Source organism: Pseudomonas frigoris (assembly GCF_047758635.1).
In the GTDB taxonomy this organism is placed as follows: Bacteria; Pseudomonadota; Gammaproteobacteria; order Pseudomonadales; family Pseudomonadaceae; genus Aquipseudomonas; species Aquipseudomonas frigoris.
Genome location: NZ_CP180479.1, coordinates 602,610 through 623,476 on the forward strand (window position 1 = coordinate 602,610; position 20,867 = coordinate 623,476).

Annotated in this window: 21 protein-coding genes and 1 pseudogene; 11 read left to right on the forward strand and 11 right to left on the reverse strand. The window is 60.2% G+C overall.

The window, feature by feature from the left end; translation table 11 throughout:
* The first annotated feature begins 1 nt into the window (after position 1).
* The 10 genes from hutG (at position 2) to ACMXYH_RS02875 (ending at position 12,122) form a co-directional block, all read left to right on the forward strand.
* Positions 2 to 805: an N-formylglutamate deformylase gene (gene hutG, locus ACMXYH_RS02830; protein WP_415766238.1), complete on the forward strand. Its 804-nt coding sequence runs from the start codon at positions 2 to 4 to the stop codon at positions 803 to 805.
* Positions 806 to 1,096: 291 nt separating this feature from the next.
* The gene (locus tag ACMXYH_RS02835) at positions 1,097 to 2,044 is read left to right on the forward strand and encodes a choline ABC transporter substrate-binding protein (RefSeq protein WP_134419644.1); all 948 of its coding nucleotides are present in this window, start codon (positions 1,097 to 1,099) and stop codon (positions 2,042 to 2,044) included.
* The gene (locus ACMXYH_RS02840) at positions 2,044 to 2,964 is read left to right on the forward strand and encodes an alpha/beta hydrolase (protein ID WP_415766239.1); all 921 of its coding nucleotides are present in this window, start codon (positions 2,044 to 2,046) and stop codon (positions 2,962 to 2,964) included. Before ACMXYH_RS02835 ends, ACMXYH_RS02840 begins: the two co-directional genes overlap by 1 nt.
* A gap of 113 nt (positions 2,965 to 3,077) precedes the next feature.
* Positions 3,078 to 4,049 carry a prolyl aminopeptidase gene (gene pip, locus ACMXYH_RS02845; protein ID WP_056741134.1) on the forward strand — a complete coding sequence of 324 codons (972 nt, stop codon included), beginning with the start codon at positions 3,078 to 3,080 and terminating at the stop codon, positions 4,047 to 4,049.
* Positions 4,046 to 4,483, forward strand: a complete 438-nt coding sequence (dtd, locus tag ACMXYH_RS02850; protein WP_008149496.1) for a D-aminoacyl-tRNA deacylase — start codon at positions 4,046 to 4,048, stop codon at positions 4,481 to 4,483. Before pip ends, dtd begins: the two co-directional genes overlap by 4 nt.
* A gap of 321 nt (positions 4,484 to 4,804) precedes the next feature.
* Positions 4,805 to 6,634, forward strand: a complete 1,830-nt coding sequence (locus ACMXYH_RS02855; RefSeq protein WP_415766240.1) for a glucan biosynthesis protein — start codon at positions 4,805 to 4,807, stop codon at positions 6,632 to 6,634.
* Positions 6,627 to 9,197: a glucans biosynthesis glucosyltransferase MdoH gene (gene mdoH, locus ACMXYH_RS02860; protein ID WP_415766241.1), complete on the forward strand. Its 2,571-nt coding sequence runs from the start codon at positions 6,627 to 6,629 to the stop codon at positions 9,195 to 9,197. Before ACMXYH_RS02855 ends, mdoH begins: the two co-directional genes overlap by 8 nt.
* A 287-nt stretch (positions 9,198 to 9,484) precedes the next feature.
* The gene (locus ACMXYH_RS02865) at positions 9,485 to 10,282 is read left to right on the forward strand and encodes a transporter substrate-binding domain-containing protein (RefSeq protein WP_415767647.1); all 798 of its coding nucleotides are present in this window, start codon (positions 9,485 to 9,487) and stop codon (positions 10,280 to 10,282) included.
* A gap of 153 nt (positions 10,283 to 10,435) precedes the next feature.
* Positions 10,436 to 11,395: an amino acid ABC transporter permease gene (locus tag ACMXYH_RS02870; RefSeq protein WP_415766242.1), complete on the forward strand. Its 960-nt coding sequence runs from the start codon at positions 10,436 to 10,438 to the stop codon at positions 11,393 to 11,395.
* The gene (locus tag ACMXYH_RS02875) at positions 11,388 to 12,122 is read left to right on the forward strand and encodes an amino acid ABC transporter ATP-binding protein (protein ID WP_046045596.1); all 735 of its coding nucleotides are present in this window, start codon (positions 11,388 to 11,390) and stop codon (positions 12,120 to 12,122) included. Before ACMXYH_RS02870 ends, ACMXYH_RS02875 begins: the two co-directional genes overlap by 8 nt.
* 140 nt (positions 12,123 to 12,262) lie before the next feature.
* Here ACMXYH_RS02875 and ACMXYH_RS02880 read toward each other — a convergent pair whose 3' ends face one another.
* The 11 genes and pseudogenes from ACMXYH_RS02880 to ubiE form a co-directional block, all read right to left on the reverse strand.
* Positions 12,263 to 13,135, reverse strand: coding sequence for a methyl-accepting chemotaxis protein (locus ACMXYH_RS02880; RefSeq protein WP_415767648.1), 873 nt, complete (start codon positions 13,133 to 13,135; stop codon positions 12,263 to 12,265).
* Positions 13,121 to 14,179, reverse strand: a pseudogene (locus ACMXYH_RS02885) (methyl-accepting chemotaxis protein); the annotation flags it as partial. The gene ACMXYH_RS02880 and the pseudogene ACMXYH_RS02885, both read right to left, overlap by 15 nt.
* Before the next feature lie 176 nt (positions 14,180 to 14,355).
* Complete coding sequence (locus ACMXYH_RS02890) at positions 14,356 to 15,063, reverse strand: 16S rRNA (uracil(1498)-N(3))-methyltransferase (RefSeq protein WP_134419652.1); 708 nt, start codon at positions 15,061 to 15,063, stop codon at positions 14,356 to 14,358.
* Entirely contained in the window at positions 15,060 to 15,854 is a 795-nt protein-coding gene (gene tatC / locus ACMXYH_RS02895; RefSeq protein WP_129439196.1) for a twin-arginine translocase subunit TatC, read from the reverse strand. The genes ACMXYH_RS02890 and tatC overlap by 4 nt, the downstream gene beginning before the upstream one ends.
* The gene (gene tatB, locus ACMXYH_RS02900) at positions 15,851 to 16,300 is read right to left on the reverse strand and encodes a Sec-independent protein translocase protein TatB (RefSeq protein ID WP_129439194.1); all 450 of its coding nucleotides are present in this window, start codon (positions 16,298 to 16,300) and stop codon (positions 15,851 to 15,853) included. Before tatB ends, tatC begins: the two co-directional genes overlap by 4 nt.
* Positions 16,301 to 16,310: 10 nt before the next feature.
* Positions 16,311 to 16,589 (reverse strand): twin-arginine translocase TatA/TatE family subunit, encoded by a 279-nt coding sequence (locus tag ACMXYH_RS02905; protein WP_129439192.1) that lies wholly within the window; start codon positions 16,587 to 16,589, stop codon positions 16,311 to 16,313.
* Between the two features lie 25 nt (positions 16,590 to 16,614).
* On the reverse strand, positions 16,615 to 16,947 hold the full coding sequence (locus ACMXYH_RS02910) for a phosphoribosyl-ATP diphosphatase (RefSeq protein ID WP_007899279.1): 333 nt from the start codon (positions 16,945 to 16,947) through the stop codon (positions 16,615 to 16,617).
* Positions 16,940 to 17,341 (reverse strand): phosphoribosyl-AMP cyclohydrolase, encoded by a 402-nt coding sequence (hisI, locus tag ACMXYH_RS02915; protein ID WP_134419654.1) that lies wholly within the window; start codon positions 17,339 to 17,341, stop codon positions 16,940 to 16,942. Before hisI ends, ACMXYH_RS02910 begins: the two co-directional genes overlap by 8 nt.
* 80 nt (positions 17,342 to 17,421) lie before the next feature.
* Complete coding sequence (gene ubiB / locus ACMXYH_RS02920; protein WP_415766243.1) at positions 17,422 to 19,026, reverse strand: ubiquinone biosynthesis regulatory protein kinase UbiB; 1,605 nt, start codon at positions 19,024 to 19,026, stop codon at positions 17,422 to 17,424.
* Positions 19,023 to 19,646: a ubiquinone biosynthesis accessory factor UbiJ gene (locus ACMXYH_RS02925; RefSeq protein ID WP_129439187.1), complete on the reverse strand. Its 624-nt coding sequence runs from the start codon at positions 19,644 to 19,646 to the stop codon at positions 19,023 to 19,025. The genes ubiB and ACMXYH_RS02925 overlap by 4 nt, the downstream gene beginning before the upstream one ends.
* Positions 19,646 to 20,416 (reverse strand): bifunctional demethylmenaquinone methyltransferase/2-methoxy-6-polyprenyl-1,4-benzoquinol methylase UbiE, encoded by a 771-nt coding sequence (gene ubiE, locus ACMXYH_RS02930; RefSeq protein ID WP_007948968.1) that lies wholly within the window; start codon positions 20,414 to 20,416, stop codon positions 19,646 to 19,648. Before ubiE ends, ACMXYH_RS02925 begins: the two co-directional genes overlap by 1 nt.
* Before the next feature lie 155 nt (positions 20,417 to 20,571).
* Between ubiE and ACMXYH_RS02935 the strand changes: the two genes are divergently transcribed.
* On the forward strand, positions 20,572 to 20,847 hold the full coding sequence (locus ACMXYH_RS02935) for a polyhydroxyalkanoic acid system family protein (protein WP_415766244.1): 276 nt from the start codon (positions 20,572 to 20,574) through the stop codon (positions 20,845 to 20,847).
* The last annotated feature ends 20 nt before the right edge of the window (positions 20,848 to 20,867 follow it).

Sequence of the window (20,867 nt, forward strand, 5' to 3'; positions counted from 1 at the left end):
TGTGGATAAGGTTCTGAACTTCAAACAAGGTCGCGTGCCGCTGCTGATCAGCATGCCCCACGCCGGCCTGCGCCTGACCCCGACGGTCGAAGCCGGGTTGATCCCCGACGCGAAAAGCCTGCCCGACACTGACTGGCATATCCCGCAGCTATACGAATTTGCTGCCGAGCTGGGCGCCAGCACCTTGGCCGCCGAGTACTCGCGTTTTGTCATCGACCTGAATCGACCGTCCGACGACAAGCCTTTGTATGCCGGCGCGACCACCGGCCTGTACCCGGCGACGCTGTTCGACGGTATTCCGTTGTTCCGTGAGGGTATGGAGCCGTCGGCGGCGGAACGAGCGACTTACCTGGAGCAGATCTGGACGCCGTACCACCGCACTTTGCAGAGCGAGCTGGCGCGACTGAAGGCTGAGTTTGGCTACGCGCTGCTGTTCGATGCGCACTCGATCCGCTCGATCATCCCGCATCTGTTCGACGGCAAACTGCCGGACTTCAACCTTGGCACCTTTAACGGCGCCAGTTGCGATCCACAGTTGGCCACTCAGCTGGAAGCCATCTGCGCGCTCCACGGCGATTATAGCCATGTGCTGAACGGTCGCTTCAAGGGTGGCCACATCACCCGGCATTACGGCAATCCGGCCGAGAACATCCATGCGGTGCAACTGGAGTTGGGCCAGTGCACCTACATGGAAGAGTTCGAGCCGTTCCGTTATCGCCCGGACCTGGCGGCGCCGACGCAGGTGGTGCTCAAGGAATTGCTGCAAGGGCTGCTGGCCTGGGCCCAAAAGCACTACAGCGCATAAGATCAAAAGATCAAAAGATCAAAAGATCAAAAGATCAAAAGATCAAAAGATCAAAAGATCAAAAGATCAAAAGATCAAAAGATCGCAGCCTTCGGCAGCTCCTACATTGGTCGTGTGAAAACTCGATCCTGTAGGAGCTGCCGAAGGCTGCGATCTTTTTGGTGCTGTCGCCACTGTGCAAAACACGGTCGCCACAGTTCGCTTTTACCCTCTCGACGCTGCGTAATGTTCCGGGCACGGTGCACAAAGACACCGGCCCACAATAATCCGCTGCCGTACGAGATAATCCCGATGAAAAGACTGTTCACCCGCTGTCTCTCAATCCTCTGCGGCACTGCTCTGCTGAGCACCAGCGTCCTGGCCAGTGACGACGCTTCCTGCAAGGCAGTGCGCATGGGCGTGGTCAACTGGACCGACGTGATCGCCACCAGCGGCATGGCTGACGTACTGCTCAACGGCCTCGGTTACGAAAGCAAGCAAACCAGCGCCGTGCAGCAAATCATCTTCGCCGGCATCCGCGACAAGCGTCTGGACATCTACCTCGGTTACTGGAAACCGGCGATGGACAAAAACATCGCGCCGTTCCTGGCTGCCAATCAGGTGAAGGTCATGGACAAACCGAGCCTGGCCGACGCTCAGGCAACCCTCGCCGTACCTGAATATGTCGCCGAAGCGGGCCTGAAAACCTTCGCCGATATCGCCAAATTCAAGGATCAACTCGGCGGCAAGATCTACGGCATCGAGCCCGGCAGTGGCGCCAACACCACCATCAAAACCATGATCGAGACCAATCAATTTGGCTTGAAGGATTTCAAGCTGATCGAGTCGGGTGAGGCCGGCATGCTTGCCGCCGTTCAGCGGGCGGTGAATCGCAAGGAATTCGTGGTGTTCGTCGGCTGGACCCCGCACCCGATGAACATCAACATGAAGATCGCCTACCTGACCGGCAGCGAAGATGTTTACGGCCCGAACGAAGGCGCCGCCACCGTTTCCACCGTGACCGCCCCGGACTACGCCCAGCGCTGTCCGAACGTAAACCGTCTGCTGGAAAACCTGACCTTCACCGCCGCCCAGGAAAGCCAGTTGATGGTGCCGATCATGGAGCGCAAGACGCCTCAGGATGTTGCCAAGCAGTGGTTGCGCGACCATCCGGAAGATCTTCAACGCTGGCTGGCAGGTGTCAGCAGTTTCGATGGCAAGGATGGCGTGGCGACCGTTCAGACCAGTTTGAAACTTTGATGAGTTCCTATCCGTTATCCGAGCAAATGGCGGCTTTCGTCGAGAAAACCGTCAGCTTCAACAGCACCGACAGCAGTCTCGGTGGTTTGCGCCAGGCTTATAGCGACATGTGCCGGGCGTTCACTCCGTCACGTCCCGCCGGGCTGTATGTGGTCGATTTTGAATTGGCCGGCGTGCCGGTGCGGTCTTATCAGCCGCCGGTTTCGCCACCGACCAGCGGTTGTCCGTGCATCGTGTATCTGCACGGCGGTGGGTGGGTGGTGGGGGGGCTGGATTCCCACGACTTCATCTGCGCCGAACTGGCGTCGACGCTCGGTGTGCTGGTGATCGCCGTCGATTATCGGTTGGCGCCGGAATATCCGTTTCCGGCGGCGTTCGAGGATTGTCTGGGTGTCTGGCGCGCACTACGGACCGGGCCATTCCGGCTCGATCCCGAGCGAACGCTGGTGGCCGGGGACAGCGCCGGTGGCAACCTTGCGGCGGCGTTGTGTCTGGCGTTGCGCGATGCGGGCGAGCCATTGCCGGCTGCGCAGGTGCTGATTTATCCGGGGCTGGGCGGTGATCACCGATTGCCGTCGCGCAGCGAATGCGTCGATGCTCCCTTGCTCAGCAGCAGCGACCTGGATTGTTATCACGCCCTGTACTTGCGCGGTACTGGGCAGCCAAGTGCCTATGCGATGCCGTTGCTCGCCGAGGATTTCAGGGGTTTGCCGCCGGCCTTGATCGCCGTGGCGCAATTCGATCCGTTGCGCGATGACGGCATGCTCTACGCCGAGCGACTGAACGCAGCAGGCGTGGCAGCCACGCTCTATTACGGGGAGGGGTTGGTTCACGGCTGTTTGCGGGCTCGGGGGCAGGTCGCCGAGGTCGACGCACTCTATGAAACGCTGCTCGGCTATTTGTCTGAAAAAACAGGCTGAGAAACTCTGACTCTGCAAGGCATGCTCATTGGCGTAATTCGGGTTTATGATGCCGGACGGCAGAATCATAGAAGTCCCCCCAGGGATGACCTCGACCCCTTACGGAGCGCGCAATGCAGACTTTGTACCCGCAGATCAAACCCCACGCCCGGCACGATCTGGCCGTCGATGAAACCCACACGCTGTATGTCGACGAAAGCGGTTCGCCGGAAGGTTTGCCGGTTGTATTCATCCACGGCGGCCCCGGCGCCGGGTGTGATGCCCAGAGTCGTCGTTTTTTCGATCCAAACCTGTATCGCATTGTGACCTTCGACCAGCGCGGTTGCGGTCGTTCAACGCCCCACGCCAGCCTGGAAAACAACACCACCTGGGATCTGGTCGCCGACCTTGAGCGAATTCGCCAGCACCTTGGCATCGATAAATGGGTGTTGTTCGGCGGTTCGTGGGGCTCGACCCTGGCGCTTGCCTACGCGCAAACCCACCCGGAGCGTGTGCACGGTCTGATTCTGCGCGGGATTTTTCTCTGCCGCCCGCAGGAAATCGAGTGGTTCTACCAGTGTGGCGCCAGTCGTCTGTTCCCCGATTACTGGCAGGACTACATCGCGCCGATCCCGCTGGACGAGCGCGAAGACTTGCTCTCGGCTTTCCACAAACGCCTGATCGGCAACGATCAGATTGCCCAGATGCACGCGGCCAAGGCCTGGTCCACCTGGGAAGGCCGGACCGCCACCCTGCGCCCGAACCCGATGGTGGTCGATCGTTTCTCCGAGCCACAGCGCGCACTGTCGATTGCCCGCATCGAATGTCACTACTTCACCAACAATGCGTTCCTTGAGCCCAACCAGCTGATCCGCGACATGGGCAAGATCGCCCATTTGCCTGGCGTGATCGTCCACGGTCGCTACGACGTGATCTGCCCGCTGGATAACGCCTGGGAGCTGCATCAGAACTGGCCGAACAGTGAATTGCAGGTGATCCGTGACGCCGGCCATGCCGCCTCCGAACCTGGCATTACTGACGCACTGGTTCGCGCCGCCGATCAGATGGCCCATCGTCTGCTCGACCTGGCCCCTGAAGAAGCATGAAGGGCCTGCTGCAACGCGTGCGTGGCGCGCGAGTCGAGGTAGCGGGGGAGGTGGTTGGCGCCGTCGATCAGGGTTTGCTGGTGCTGGTGGCGGTCGAGCCCGAGGATACTCGGGCCAGCGCCGACAAACTTCTGCAGAAACTGCTTAACTATCGTGTGTTCAGTGACGCCGAGGGCAAGATGAATCTGTCCTTGGCGGATGTAGGCGGTGGGTTGCTGCTGGTCTCACAGTTCACCCTGGCCGCTGATACCAAGAGCGGGTTGCGTCCGAGTTTTTCGACCGCTGCCCCTCCGGCCCTGGGCGAGGAGCTTTTCGACTATCTATTAGGTAAGGCGAAACAGGTGCATGGCACTGTGGCATCAGGTAGATTCGGCGCGGATATGCAGGTGCACCTGGTCAACGACGGCCCGGTAACCTTCCTGTTACAGACCTGAAAGCGCTTGAAACATGTTTTTAAGAGCTTTTCGACTGAAAACAGGCGTTTTTCGCGATAAATACTTTGTTACCCCTGATGCGTTGTAACGCGGCCTACTAGATAATCGCGCGCTACGGGGATCAGCGTTCGTTGGTCCATTTTGACTTAGGTAGAGACTTGTCCTGGACCTCTTGGGGAATCATTTAGCCCCATAGGAGTCGGAACAATGCTCGCCAACTTGGCAAGAGTGGTCTGTAGGGTCGGTTTTTCCATGCCGCGCACCCCACAGGCACTTTAACTGGCCGTTGGTTTTTTGATCTGTTTTCGGCGAGGGTTGCTCGTGATTGTTAGTCCCTGTAATGCAAAATTGTCTGCCAAACGGTTACGAAGCGCTCTGGTAGCGGGCTCTGCACTGCTCTGCCTGCTCAGCGCCGGTCAGCTTTGGGCATTCAATCTGGATGATGTATCGGTCAAGGCAAAAGAGCTGGCCGGGCAGAAATACGAAGCTGCGCGCAGTAACCTGCCGAACGAGTTCCGCGAGATGAAATTCGCGGACTATCAAAAAATTCGCTTCCTGACCGAAAAAGCCGAGTGGGCCGATCAGAAAACCCCGTTCAAGCTGTCGTTCTATCACCAGGGTATGCATTTCGATACGCCGGTGAAAATCAACGAAATCACAGCTAACACCGTCGAAGAGATCAAATACGACCCAAGTCGTTTCGATTTCGGCGACGTGAAGTTCGATCCTAAAGCCACCGAACAACTGGGTTATGCCGGTTTCCGTGTGCTGTACCCGATCAACAAGGCTGACAAGCAAGACGAAATCATGACCATGCTCGGCGCGAGTTACTTCCGCGTTGTCGGCAAGGGTCACACCTATGGCTTGTCCGCTCGCGGCATGGCCATCGATACCGCTTTGCCGTCCGGCGAAGAATTCCCGCGTTTCACCGAGTTCTGGATTCAACAGCCGAAGCCGGGTGACAAGCACCTGGTGATCTTCGCCCTGCTGGATTCGCCACGCGCTACCGGTGCCTATCGCCTGACCCTGCGTCCGGGCAGCGACACCGTTGTCGACGTCAAGGCCAAGATGTTCCTGCGTGACAAGGTCACCAAGCTTGGCGTTGCGCCGCTGACCAGCATGTTCCTGTTCGGTGCCAATCAACCGTCGAAAGTGCTGAACTACCGTCGCGAATTGCACGACTCCAGCGGCCTGTCGATCCATGCCGGCAATGGCGAATGGATCTGGCGCCCACTGAACAACCCGAAACACCTGGCGGTGAGCAACTTCTCGATCGAGAACCCGCGCGGTTTCGGCCTGCTGCAACGTGGCCGCGACTTCAGCCACTACGAAGACCTCGACGACCGCTACGACAAGCGCCCAAGTGCCTGGATCGAACCAGAAGGCGATTGGGGCAAGGGCTCCGTCGATCTGGTAGAGATTCCGACTGCGGACGAAACCAACGACAATATCGTTGCGTTCTGGAGTCCGGAAAAACTGCCTGAGCCTGGCCAGTCCCTGGATGTTGCTTACCGCATGCACTGGACCATCGACGAAGCTGCACTTCACGCACCGGACAGCGCCTGGGTTCAACAGACCCTGCGTTCTACGGGCGACGTTAAACAGTCCAACCTGATTCGTCAGCCGGACGGTAGCGTTGCTTATCTGGTGGACTTCGAAGGCCCGTCCCTTGCGGCATTGCCGGAAACTGCGGACGTTCGCAGTCAGGTCAGCGTTGGCGAGAATGCCGAGTTGGTCGAGAACAGCGTACGTTACAACCCTGAAACCAAGGGCTGGCGCCTGACGTTACGGATGAAGATCAAGGATCCGGGCAAGCCTACCGAGATGCGTGCTGCACTGGTCGAGAACATCGTGCCTGCCGACCTGGCCAAAACATCGGTACCCGCGTCCAATTCGTCCGTCGCCAAGGCCGACAAGATTGCCGCCCGGCAGCAGGAGAAGCTGGACAGGGAAGCCAAGGAAGCCAAGGAAACCAAGCAAGCTGAGACCAAGCAGGTTGGAGCCGTGCCAGCCGCAGATTCCAAGGACAAGGACAACAAAGACGCCAAGCAGCCAGTCGCTGCCGACGCGGCCCCAGCCACACCGGAATCGGCACCGACTGAAGAAGTCCTGACCGAGACCTGGAGCTACCAGTTGCCTGCCGATGAGTAATTCTCAAGTACAGCCAGAGACTCTTGCCGAGTATCTGGCGCATCTACCAATGACCGACGAGCAGCGCGCGGAACTCGCGGGCTGCCAGTCTTTCAGCGAATTGCATGAACGCCTTTCGTCCTCGACGTTCGACGCGCCGACCGAGGCTGCTCAAGCTTCGGTGGGTCGTCGGCTGACCCTGAACACCGCCGAAGAACTGGCAGACGCTGAAATGCTGGTGCTCGACGCCAGCGGCCGGGTCTGTCTGCGGGCAACCCCGCCGATTCGTCGGACCAAAGTCGTGCCGGAGCCGTGGCGCACCAACATTCTGGTGCGTGGCTGGCGTCGTCTGACCGGTCGCACCAATCCGCCGGCCCCGCCGAAGGATGAAAATGTGCTGCCGGCGGCTCGCTGGCGCACCGTCGGTTCGATCCGTCGCTACATTCTGCTGATACTGATGCTCGGCCAGACCATCGTTGCTGGCTGGTACATGAAAGGCATCATGCCGTACCAAGGCTGGTCGTTCGTCGACCTGAACGAAGTGCTGCATCAACCGCTGTCGCAAACGGCTACGCAAGTACTGCCGTATGCGCTGCAAACCAGCATCCTGATTCTGTTCGGGATTCTGTTCTGCTGGGTGTCGGCCGGTTTCTGGACGGCACTGATGGGCTTCCTCGAGTTGCTCACAGGCCATGACAAATACCGCATTTCTGGTAAAAGCGCCGGTAACGAGCCGATCCCCAAGGACGCGCGCACCGCTCTGGTGATGCCGATCTGCAACGAAGACGTGCCACGGGTGTTTGCCGGTCTGCGGGCGACCTTCGAGTCGGTCGCGGCCACGGGTGACCTGGATCGCTTCGACTTCTTCGTCCTCAGCGACAGTAACGACGCCGATATCTGCGTCGCCGAGCAACAAGCCTGGCTGGACGTCTGCCGTGAAGCCAAGGGCTTCGGCAAGATCTTCTATCGTCGCCGTCGCCGTCGCGTTAAGCGTAAAAGCGGCAACCTCGACGACTTCTGCCGTCGTTGGGGCGGTGATTACAAGTACATGGTCGTGCTCGACGCGGACTCCGTGATGAGCGGCGATTGCCTGACCAGTCTGGTGCGCTTGATGGAAGCCACCCCGGACGCCGGGATCATCCAGACCGCGCCGCGCGCGTCTGGCATGGACACGCTGTATGCACGCATGCAGCAGTTCGCCACCCGCGTGTACGGTCCGCTGTTTACCGCCGGTCTGCACTTCTGGCAGTTGGGCGAATCCCACTACTGGGGCCACAACGCGATCATCCGCATGAAGCCGTTCATCGAGCACTGCGCCCTGGCGCCGTTGCCCGGTAAAGGCGCGTTTGCCGGTGCAATTCTGTCCCACGACTTCGTTGAAGCGGCGCTGATGCGCCGTGCCGGCTGGGGCGTGTGGATTGCCTACGACTTGCCGGGCAGCTACGAAGAATTGCCGCCGAACCTGCTGGACGAACTCAAGCGTGACCGTCGCTGGTGCCACGGCAACCTGATGAACTTCCGGTTGTTCCTGGTAAAAGGCATGCACCCGGTGCACCGTGCGGTGTTCCTGACGGGCGTGATGTCTTACTTGTCGGCGCCGTTGTGGTTCTTCTTCCTCGTGCTGTCGACGGCGCTGCTGGCGGTCAACACGCTGATGGAGCCGCAGTACTTCCTTGAGCCGCGCCAGCTCTATCCGTTGTGGCCACAATGGCACCCGGACAAGGCGATCGCGCTGTTCTCGACCACCGTCGTGCTGCTGTTCTTGCCGAAGTTGTTGAGCATCATCCTGATCTGGGCCAAGGGCGCGAAAGAGTTCGGTGGCAAGTTCAAGGTGACGTTGTCGATGCTGCTGGAGATGCTGTTCTCCATGCTGCTGGCGCCGGTGCGGATGATTTTCCACACCCGCTTCGTGCTCGCCGCGTTCCTCGGCTGGGCCGCGACCTGGAACTCGCCGCAACGTGACGACGACTCCACGCCATGGAGCGAAGCGGTCAAACGCCACGGTCCGCAAACCTTGCTGGGCTTCTTCTGGGCCCTGTTGGTGATCTGGCTGAACCCGAGCTTCCTCTGGTGGCTGGTGCCGATCGTCGGTTCGTTGATGCTGTCGATTCCGGTGTCGGTGATCTCCAGTCGAGTCGGCTTGGGCCTCAAGTCCCGTGACGAAAGCCTGTTCCTGATCCCTGAGGAATACAATCCGCCACAGGCGTTGCTGGCGACCGACCAGTACACCCACGAAAACCGTTGGCATGCGCTGAACGACGGCTTTGTCCGGGCAGTGGTCGATCCACAGCAGAACGCCTTGGCGTGCTCGCTGGCGACGTCCCGTCACCGTCAGGCCGAGCCGATCGAGTGGCTGCGGATCGAACGGGTGCGTCATGCGCTGAAAGCCGGGCCTGAGGGTCTGAACAACAATGAGCGCGTGGAACTGCTCAGTGACCCGGTAGCACTGGGTCGTCTGCATGAGCAGATCTGGAACGAAGCTCACCCCGAGTGGCTGGAGGCGTGGCGTAAATCGGTGAAGGCCGATCCCCATGCGCCGCTGTTGCCGCTCAAGCCGCTGAGTGTGCAGCCTCAGTTGGCCTGATGAAATCCCCCCGCATCCTTTGAGATCGGGGGCGCTTCAAAAAGATCGCAGCCTTCGGCAGCTCCTACATGGTGTACATCTGTAGGAGCTGCCGAAGGCTGCGATCTTTTGCTTTCCGTCCTCCGAAACAACAAATCCCACCCAAACCCTTGTGCAAACGAACGAGTGCGTTAGCATCCGTCCCCGAATTGGTGCGCCCGGACAACTTTCTGTTCGTATCTGCCGGTTTTCCAAGGAAAACCTGCGGTTTGCGCGCCTCACAACGCGATGGTTTTGGGGACTTGATGATGAAGAAGTATCTCTCGATGCTGCTGGTCGGCGTCACGGCATTGGTTGCAGTCAACGCGGCGCACGCCGGTGCCATCGATGACGCGGTCAAGCGCGGCACGCTGAAAGTCGGCATGGACCCGACCTACATGCCGTTCGAAATGACCAACAAGCGTGGCGAGATCATCGGCTTCGAAGTCGACATCCTCAAAGCCATGACCAAGGCCATGGGCGTCAAGCTGGAGATGGTTTCCACCGGCTACGACGGCATTATTCCGGCCTTGCTCACCGACAAGTTCGACATGATCGGCAGCGGCATGACCCTGACCCAGGAACGCAACCTGCGCCTGAACTTCAGCGAACCGTTCATCGTGGTGGGCCAGACCCTGCTGATCCGCAAGGAACTGGAAGGCACTATCAAGTCCTATAAAGACCTGAACACCGCCGACTACCGCATCACTTCCAAGCTTGGCACCACCGGCGAGATGGTCGCCAAGAAGCTTATATCCAAGGCCAACTACCACGGCTACGACAACGAGCAGGAAGCCGTGCTCGACGTGGTCAACGGCAAGGCCGACGCCTTTATCTACGACGCGCCTTACAACGTCGTGGCGGTGAGCAAGGTCGGTGCCGGCAAACTGGTGTTCCTCGACAAGCCGTTCACCTACGAGCCTTTGGCCTTCGGTCTGAAGAAGGGTGACTACGACAGCATCAACTTCATCAACAACTTCCTGCGCCAGATCCACGAAGACGGCACCTACGATCGCATCCATGACAAGTGGTTCAAAGACACCGCTTGGCTCAAGGACATGGAATAAGGCTCGGTCAGTTAGACCGCGTCGCTCCATTCGCGAGCAAGCCCGCTCCCACATTTAACCGCGTACTTATCCAGCAACTCGGTCAACTGTGGGAGCGAGCTTGCTCGCGATGGCGTCCTCCTTGGCGACACAAATTTCGGAATCTGCTTACAGATGAAACAGAAAAAAGCCCAATGGCCGTGGCACGTTTTAACCGTGCTGCTGCTGATCGGCCTGGCCGGCGCGTTGTATTACGCCACCTCGCTGATGTCCTACGAATGGCGCTGGAACCGTGTGCCGCAATACTTCGCCTATCACGCCGAAGAATCCCAGCGTGCCGCCGATATCTCCACCGTCAGCGAACTGGTGCGCAAGGGCGACAAGGCTGAAGTCACCCTGCGCAATGATGCCGGTACAGAGCAGCACCTGACCGTCGACGACAACAGCCTGCAAGTCGCCCAAGGTGATGACGTGGCCGAAGGCGACGTGATTGGCGTGACCCGCCACTGGGCCGCCGGACCGCTGATGTGGGGGCTCTGGACTACCTTGTGGTTGTCCGTGGTTTCAGGTGTGCTCGGTCTGCTGATCGGCCTCGCCACGGGCCTGTGCCGACTGTCGAACAACCCGACTCTGCGCGATCTCTCGACGATCTACGTCGAACTGGTCCGCGGTACGCCGCTGTTGGTGCAGATCTTCATTTTCTACTTCTTCATCGGCACCGTGATGAACCTCTCCCGGGAGTTCGCCGGGATCGCCGCGCTGTCGCTGTTCACCGGCGCTTATGTGGCGGAAATCATCCGTTCCGGCGTTCAATCCATCGCCCGTGGCCAGAACGAAGCCGCGCGCTCCCTGGGTCTGAGCGCTGGTCAGTCGATGCGCCACGTGGTGCTGCCGCAAGCGTTCAAACGAGTGCTGCCACCGCTGGCCGGCCAGTTCATCAGTCTGGTCAAGGACACCTCGCTGGTGTCGGTGATCGCCATTACCGAGCTGCTCAAAAGCGGCCGCGAAGTCATCACCACCTCGTTCTCGCCGTTCGAAATCCTGTTCTGCGTGGCCGGTCTGTACCTGTTGATCAACCTGCCGCTGTCGAAAATCGCCAGCCGGCTTGAGCGGAGGCTCGCGCAAAGTGATTGAAGTCCGCGATCTGGTAAAAGTTTTCGACACCCGCGGCCACGTGGTTCGCGCAGTGGATAACGTCTCGACGCACGTGGCCAAGGGCGAAGTGCTGGTGGTGATTGGCCCGTCCGGTTCCGGCAAGTCGACCTTCCTGCGCTGCCTCAACGGCCTGGAAGAGTTTGATTCGGGCTCGGTGAGCATCGATGGCTTGCAACTGGCCGACCCGAAAACCGATGTGAATGCTTACCGCCGCGAAGTCGGCATGGTGTTCCAACATTTCAACCTGTTCCCGCACATGACCGTGCTGGAAAACCTCTGTCTGGCCCAGAAAGTCGTGCGCAAGCGCGGCAAGAAGGAGCGCGAGGCCAAGGCCTTGGCGTTGCTGGAGAAAGTCGGCATTGCGCAGAAAGCCAACGAGTTTCCGTCGCGTCTTTCCGGTGGTCAGCAGCAGCGCGTGGCCATCGCCCGGGCACTGGCGATGGAGCCGAAGGTCATGCTGTTCGATGAGCCGACCTCGGCGCTCGACCCGGAAATGGTCGGCGAAGTGCTGGACGTGATGAAAACGTTGGCCGTGGAAGGCATGACCATGGTCTGCGTCACCCACGAAATGGGCTTTGCCCGGGAAGTGGCGGATCGGGTGCTGTTTTTCGATCACGGTAAATTGCTGGAAGACGCTTCACCGGCCGAATTCTTCGATGCGCCGAAGGATCCGCGGGCTCAGGCCTTCTTGCGCCAGGTTCTCTAACCTCAGCGCCTGCGGAACCGCATTCGCGAGCAAGCCCGCTCCCACATTGGTTTTATGATCGACACATATCCCCTGTGGGAGCGAGCTTGCTCGCGATGGCATCACCTCGGTCCCAAGCGAACCGAGGCATTCGTATCACCTTAAACCTTGAACCGTCCCACCAGCATCTGCAGATGCGTCCCCAACCGTGCCAGCTCAACGCTGGACGCCGCGGTCTCTTCACTGGCGGCCGAGGTCTGCTCGGACACGTCGCGCACGTTCAGCACACTACGGTTGATCTCTTCGGCCACCGCGCTTTGCTGTTCGGCAGCAGCGGCGATCTGCTGGTTCATCGACTGAATCGCCGACACGGTGCGGGTGATGCTTTCCAGCGAGCCACCGGCGCGGCGGGTCAGTTCGACGCTGCTGTCGGTCAGGCTGCGGCTGTTGTCCATGATGGTCGCCACTTGCTGGGTGCCGGTTTGCAGGCCGATGATCAGCTCTTCAATTTCTTCGGTGGACTTCTGGGTGCGCTGGGCCAGGCTGCGGACTTCGTCGGCGACCACCGCAAAACCACGTCCGGCTTCACCGGCACGGGCGGCCTCGATGGCGGCGTTGAGCGCCAGCAGGTTGGTTTGCTGGGCCACGGATTTGATCACGTCGAGCACGCTGCCGATCTTGTCGCTTTCGCGTTTGAGATGACCCATGGCTTCGGTGGAGTTGCCGACTTCCTTGGCCAGACGCTCGATCTGGGCGATGGCTTCGCCGACCACTTTGTCACCTTCGCGGGCCTGCTGGTCGGCGGCGACGGCGGCTTCGGACGCTTCTTCGGCGTTACGCGCGACTTCCTGAACGGTGGCGGTCATTTCGTTCATGGCGGTGGCCACCTGGTCGGTCTCGACCTTCTGGCTGTTGACCCCGGCGCTGGTCTGCTCGGTGACTGCCGACAGCTCTTCGGCGGCACTGGCGATTTGCGTGACGCCGTCACTGATGCCGCCAATCAACTCGCGCAGGCCCAGGGTCATGCTTTGCATGGCGCGCTGTAGCTGGCCGAGTTCGTCCTGACGTTCAGAGATAAGGTTTTGGGTCAGGTCGCCGGCAGCAACGCGCTCCGCCACTTTGAGGGTCTGGCTCAGGGGAATCACGATCTGGCGAGTGATGGCCCAAGCGGCAAGCATGCCGAAGGCCAGCGCCAGGACGGTGGCCAGCAGCAACAGGTTTTTGGCGTGCGCGGCATCGGTGTCACGGACGATGGTTTGCGACACGGTGAGTTTTTTGCTGGCGTCGAACAGGATGTCGCCTTGTACGGCCATGCGTTTGAGCGCGGCAGCGCTGGCAACCTGAGAGTCACGGAACTGGCTGACGGCGGCGCGATAGGCCTTGAGCGAGTCAGTGGCCTGCTGCAGGTTGGCGATGTGCTGTTCCGGCAGTTTGGAGGGCAGGCTTTCGAGGTTTTTCAGCGCGTTGTCGATGGCGTCCAGCGCCGGTTGCTCGGCCTCGGTTTTGCCGCTGTAGGTGTAACCGCGCACCTGGAAGCGCGCTTGCTGGATCAGTTTGCTCAGGTCGATCACGCTGTTGAAATCGGCGACGCTGTCACCTTGCAGCATGGATTTTTCGACTTCGGCGACACGGGCCACGGCGTTGTCGGCGGTGGCGCCGAGTTTGCCGCGGGCGTCTTCGCGGGTGGCACCGGCCTGGGTCATGGCGGTGAAGGCTTGTTTGTACTCACTGACAGCGGCCAGTTGCTGGTCGATCATGGCCACGTCGGCCGGTTGTTCGATCAACGTGCGCGCGGTTTTCAGGCCGGTATCGAGTTGGCCAAGCAGGTCGTTGACCGCACCGGGGCCTTGTTCGCCCCGACGCATTTCGTATTCCAGGCGGGCCACGCGCAGGTCTTTGGTCAAGTCATTGAGGCTGGCAATAAACCCCAGCTTATCGCCGCGACTCATCACGCCGCTCAGGCCGGTCCAGCCGGTGAAGGTGATCAACAAGGTAAGAAGCAGCACCAGACCGAAGCCGACACCCAGTTTGCGATTGACGCTGACGTTCCCCAGTTTCTCGGCTAGCCATCGGTACATGCTGCTACTCCCCAGGACCACTCATTGGTTTTATGGGAACTGTATCGGCCGGATGACGAGAATCTGTAGGAGCTGCCGAAGGCTGCGATCTTTTGATCCTGGCAGCCGCGAGATCGGCACAGATCAAGATCAAAAGATCGCAGCCTTCGGCAGCTCCTACACAGGGTGGTGCGGTGTCAGAAGAGGCGGGCGAGCAGCGCAGTGACGGCGGTTTCGACCCGCAGGATTCGGTCGCCGAGCTGTACCGGTTGCAGGCCGGCCTTGCCGAGCAGGTCGATTTCGTAAGGAATCCAGCCCCCTTCGGGGCCGATGGCCAGGGTCACCGGTTCGGCCAGGCCACGAGGGCAGGGCGGGTAATGGCCGGGGTGGCCGACCAGGCCGAGGGTGCCCTCGGTGATTGCCGGCAGACGGTCTTCGACGAACGGCTTGAAGCGTTTCTCAATGACGATTTCCGGCAACACACTGTCCCGGGCCTGTTCGAGGCCGAGGATCAACTGCTCGCGAATCGCCTCGGGCTCCAGGAACGGGGTTTGCCAGAAGCTCTTCTCGACGCGATAGCTGTTCACCAGAATGATTCGTGGCACACCCATGGCCGCCACGGTCTGAAACACCCTACGCAGCATTTTCGGGCGTGGCAGGGCCAGTATCAGGGTCAGTGGCAGCTTGGCGGGTGCTGGCTGGTCGAGGGTGACGCGCAATTCGGCTTCATCGGCGTCCAGGCGCAGCAGTTCGGCCGAGCCCATCAGCCCGCCGATACGCCCGACCCGCAGGCTGTCGCCGACAACCGAGCGGTGGACTTCTTGCATGTGCGTCAACCGGCGATCACGCAGGATCGCCCGGTCGGCCGCAATGAAGTCGGCCTCTTCGAGCAGCAGCAGGTTCACGGTTGAGTCGCTGGTGGCTGGTCGTTGTGATCGTCGGCCGGTTGGTCGTCAGGGTGCTCGCCGCGCTTGCTGATCAGGCTCCCGAACAGGATGCCGATTTCAAACAGCAGCCACATCGGTACCGCCAACAGTGTCTGCGAGAAGATGTCCGGTGGCGTCAGGATCATGCCGACCACGAAGCAGCCGATGACCACGTACGGGCGGATTTTCTTCAGGTATTTGACGTCGACCACGCCGATCCACACCAGCAGCACCACGGCCACCGGGATTTCGAACGCCACGCCGAAGGCGAAGAACAGCGTCATGACGAAGTCGAGGTAGCTGGTGATGTCAGTCATCATTTCCACGCCGGCCGGGGTGGCGGCGGCGAAGAACTTGAAGATCAACGGGAACACCAGGTAATAGGCGAACGCCATGCCGGTGTAGAACAGCACGATGCTGGACATCAACAATGGCACCGCGATGCGCTTCTCATGCTTGTACAGGCCCGGTGCGATGAAGCCCCAGATCTGATGCAGGATCACCGGGATCGCCAGGAACAGCGAGACCATCATGGTCAGCTTCAGCGGCGTCAGGAACGGCGACGACACGTCGGTGGCGATCATCGTCGCGCCGGCCGGCAGGTACGCGCGCAGCGGCGTGGAGACGAAGGTGTAGATCTGCTGGGTAAAGGCAAACAACCCGGCGAAGATGATGAAGATCGCCGCTACACAACGCAGCAGACGGGTACGCAACTCGGTGAGGTGCGAAACCAGCGGCATGTGCTGGTCGTTTTCAGGGAGATCGCTCATGGGGCTCGCGGCGGCAATGTTGGGTCATGTGGGGTCGGCGCAACAGGCGCAGCCGCAGGCGTAACGGGTTCAACCGGGGGCACTGCAACAACGGGCGCGGATTCGACAGCCGCTACCACAGGTGCTGGCTCGGCGACTGGAGCATGAATCGTCTGCTCCGCCACCGGTTCAACCGGCTGAACCGGTGTAGCCTCCTGCTGAGTCGGCGTGAAAATCTTCCGCGCCTCCTGTTCCAGCGACAGAATGTGCTCGTTGTGCAGCTGCCGACGAATCTCGTCGGCACCGATTTCACGTTCAACTTCCTGTTTGATCGCGTTGAAGCTGCGCTTCAGACGGCCGACCCACAGGCCGGCGGTGCGCGCAGCACCCGGCAGACGCTCAGGGCCCAGCACCAGCAGGGCCACGAGGCCGACGAGCAGCAGTTCAGAGAAGCTGATACCAAACATTAGTCAGTGCTCACACGTCTTTGCGGATCGGCTCTTCGACTTTTTGCGCCTGCACATCGATGGTGTGCGGCTGGTTCACAGACTGTGTGGTCTGTGGCTGAACGGGTGGAACCGGTTGGGCCGGGGTTACCGTCGGGTCAGCTGGCTTGTCTTCATCGTTCATGGCTTTTTTGAAGCCCTTGATCGACTCACCCACGTCAGTGCCCAGGTTTTTCAGTTTCTTGGTGCCGAACACCAGCACGACAACAACCAGGATGACGATCCAGTGTTTCCAGTCAAAAATGCCCATGTTGCTGCTCCTCTCTAATAGTTGTTCAGGCGGACGGGCGCGAGGCTTTCTCGGCGTGTCCGGACAGACCGAAACGACGGTCCAGTTCATCGAGTACAGCCTGTGGATGCTGCCCCAGTTGGGCGAGCATGACCATGCTGTGGAACCACAAATCGGCGGTTTCGTAGATCACATCGCTGCAGTCACCGCTGATGGCGGCATCCTTGGCGGCAATGATGGTTTCGACCGACTCTTCGCCGACTTTTTCCAGAATCTTGTTCAGGCCCTTGTGGTACAGGCTGGCGACATACGAGCTGTCGGCGGCGGCGCCTTTGCGCTCTTCCAGCACTTGGGCCAGACGGGTCAGAGTGTCACTCATGGGTGTGTCCTGCGCTATAGATGGCGTGCGGATCTTTCAGGACCGGGTCGACGGTTTTCCAGTCGCCGTTCTCGAAGACGCGGTAGAAGCAGCTCTGACGGCCGGTATGGCAAGCGATGTCGCCGATCTGCTCGACCATCAGGATGATGACGTCGGCGTCACAGTCCAGACGCATCTCATGCAGGGTTTGCACATGGCCGGACTCTTCGCCCTTGCGCCACAGCTTGCCGCGGGAACGTGACCAGTAAATGGCGCGGTTCTCGGCAACGGTCAGTTCCAGCGCTTCACGGTTCATCCAGGCCATCATCAGGACGCGCCCAGTCTTGTGATCCTGGGCAATCGCCGGCACAAGGCCATCGGCGTCCCACTTGATCTCGTCCAGCCAGTTTTTCATCTTCGACTCCGACAGCGGGTTCCACACTTCATTAGTAGAACCAAGCGTTGAAACAGTGTGCCAGCGTGCGGGGGCGCTGGCTATCGGCGAACGACCAGATACAAACCAACCGCCACCATGATGCCGGCCGGCCAATGACCCAGTTCGTTCAGCGGCCCACCGGCAGCGAGTATTGTGCCGCCGGCCAGGTGCGCACAGCCGAGCAGTCGCAGCAGCCAATCGTCCTTGCGGCGGTGCCACGGTGGTGGCGGGTCGTAGGCGTGAGGCTGGGATATGCGCTCGAGCAGGTCGCGGGCCATGTTGGCCAGGTGCGGCAACTGCTCGAACTGGCTCTGCACGTTGCCGAGCAAGGCTTTGGGGCTGACGCGCTCACGCATCCAGCGTTCGAGGAACGGCTGGGCGGTGTTCCACAAATCGAGGTCCGGGTACAGCTGACGACCCAGGCCTTCGATGTTCAGCAGGGTTTTTTGCAGCAATACGAGCTGCGGCTGCACTTCCATGTTGAAGCGCCGGGCGGTCTGGAACAGGCGCATCAGCACCTGGCCGAAAGAAATATCTTTTAACGGTTTTTCGAAGATCGGCTCGCACACGGTGCGGATCGCCGCCTCGAATTCGTTGAGTTTGGTTTCCGCCGGCACCCAGCCCGAATCGATGTGCAATTGCGCCACACGACGGTAGTCACGCTTGAAGAACGCGAACAGGTTGCGCGCCAGGTAGTCCTGGTCTTCCGGGGTCAGGCTGCCGACGATGCCGCAGTCGATCGCAATGTACTGCGGGCTCCACGGGTTCACGGTGCTGACGAAGATGTTGCCGGGGTGCATGTCGGCGTGGAAGAAGCTGTCGCGGAACACCTGGGTGAAGAAGATCTCGACGCCACGTTCGGCGAGCATTTTCATGTCGGTGCGCTGGTCGGCCAAGGTTGTCAGGTCGGTGACCTGAATGCCGTAGATGCGCTCCATCACCAGCACTTTCGGCCGGCACCAGTCCCAATAGACTTGCGGCACGTACAGCAGCGGCGAGCCTTCGAAGTTGCGCTTCAACTGGCTGGCGTTGGCCGCCTCCCGCAGCAGGTCGAGTTCGTCGTAGATGGTTTTTTCGTAGTCCAGGACCACGTCCACCGGGTGCAGCAGGCGCGCGTCGGCCGAAAGCTTTTCGGCGGCGCGGGCGAGGATGAACAGCCACGCCAGATCCTGCGCGATGATTGGTTTGAGGCCCGGGCGGATGACCTTGACCACCACTTCTTCGCCGGTTTTCAACTGCGCGGCATGCACCTGCGCCACCGAGGCGGAAGCCAGCGGCTCGACGTCGAAACGGCTGAAGACTTCACTGATTTTCTTGCCGAGTTGTTCTTCGATCAACTTCACCGACACTTGCGAGTCGAACGGCGGCACGCGGTCCTGCAGCTTCATCAGCTCATCGGCGATGTCTTCCGGCAGCAAGTCGCGGCGGGTGGACAGGATTTGCCCGAACTTGATGAAAATCGGTCCCAAGTCCTGCAACGCCAAGCGCAATCGCGCGCCACGGCTCAGGTCCAGCGTCTTGCGCGGGAACCAGCGCCACGGCAAGGCGTAGCGCAGCGCCAGCAGAAACCACGGCAGTGGCAGGGTGAACAACAGGTCATCGAGGCGGTAGCGAATCACAACGCGCTGGATGCGCAACAAACGGCGGACGGCAAGCAGCTTCATGCGTTATCGCTTGGGTCGAGGGATCGGGAAAGGCGCTCAAAACGCGCCTCGAGACGTTCCAGGTCGAGTTTGATCTGGTCCAGTTCACTGAAACGGGCTTCGGCTTCGCGCTGACCGACGAGGGTGCGCGATTCTTCGGCCAGGTACTCGCCAAGGTTCTGATTCAGGCTGGCGAACCCTTGCTGATAAAAGCGTGCGCGGCTACGCAGGTGACCGCCGAGCAGTTGCGTGGCGACAGGTCCCAGCCAGCGCGAGAGTTCGTACTCCCAGTCCAGTTCAAGGTCCTGAAGGATCGCTGCCAGCTCCAGCAGCACGCCGCTGTCGCCGTCGAGTTCGACTTCAGGAGCATGCAGGACCGAAGTCTTGTCCTTGCTCATTGCCAGTTTCAGCAGGCTGGAGGCCGGTGCACGCAAGGTGCAGTCGGCGCCGGTTTCCCAGTGGGAGGCCAGCATCAAGCCTTCGTCGCTGGGCAGGATGAACACTTGCAGCGCCGGGCTGCGGCAATCGACCGCAATCACCTTGCCACTCAAATGCGCCAGCCGCGGCAGCGCCGTGCTGTCGAGACGCAGCACCCGGTTCAGACCGAGTTCAACGCTGGCGAGCAGGCCGGCCAGCAACATCAGGGTTTGATGCCACGGTGCAGGGCGACGATGCCTGCGGTCATGTTGTGGTAGGTCACGCGGTCGAAACCGGCCTCGACCATCATCGACTTCAGGGTTTCCTGATTCGGGTGCATGCGGATCGATTCGGCCAGGTAACGATAGCTTTCCGAGTCGTTGGTGATCAGCTTGCCCATTAGCGGCATGAAGGCGAACGAGTAGGCGTCGTAGGCTTTGGACATCAGCGCGTTGGTTGGCTTGGAGAACTCCAGCACCAGCAAACGGCCGCCCGGTTTCAGCACGCGCAGCATCGAACGCAGGGCGTCTTCTTTATGCGTAACGTTGCGCAGGCCGAAAGCGATGGTCACGCAGTCGAAATGGTTGTCCGGGAACGGCAGCTTTTCAGCATCGGCCTGAACGAATTCGACGTTGCCGGCCACACCCAGATCCAGCAGGCGGTCACGACCGACCTTGAGCATGGATTCGTTGATGTCGGCCAACACGACCTGGCCGGTCGGGCCAACGAGGTGCGAGAACTTTTTGGTCAGGTCGCCGGTACCGCCGGCGATGTCCAGCACGCGGTTACCGGTGCGAACGCCCGACAGCTCGATCGCGAAACGCTTCCATAGACGGTGCATGCCGCCCGACAGGAGGTCGTTCATCAAGTCGTACTTGGCGGCTACCGAGTGGAAAACCTCAGCGACTTTTTCCGCTTTCTGGCTTTCCGGAACGTTTTTGAAGCCGAAGTGAGTGGTGGGTTCGGCATCGCTGCCTTTGCGCTGATCAGTCATATCGCTGTCACCAAAAGAGAATGCGGGACATTCTAATCCCGGTGGCCTGCTTTGTCTTGGCAAGGCTGCAGGTAAGATAGGTAACCACCGGGACGTTTTGCCGCAGTAGCGGTCAAGATGCTTCAGGAAAGTATTCATAAAGCAGGAGTCATTCGATGGCCCGTATTAGTGTTGAGCGTTCCCACGGCCTGGGTAAGGAAGCGGCCCGCGAGAAGGCCGACAAGTTGGCGCAGAAACTGTCCGAGCAATATGGCCTGGAGCCGCAATGGTCCGGCGACACCCTGAACCTCAAGCGTTCCGGTGTGAAAGGCGCGGTGTATGTGGGCGAGGATTCGATCAAGGTCGATGTCGAACTTGGCCTGTTGATGTCGGCCATGAGCGGCACCATCAAATCGGAAATCGAAAAGGCCCTCGATAAAGCGTTGGCGTGATGCCGAAAAGATCGCAGCCT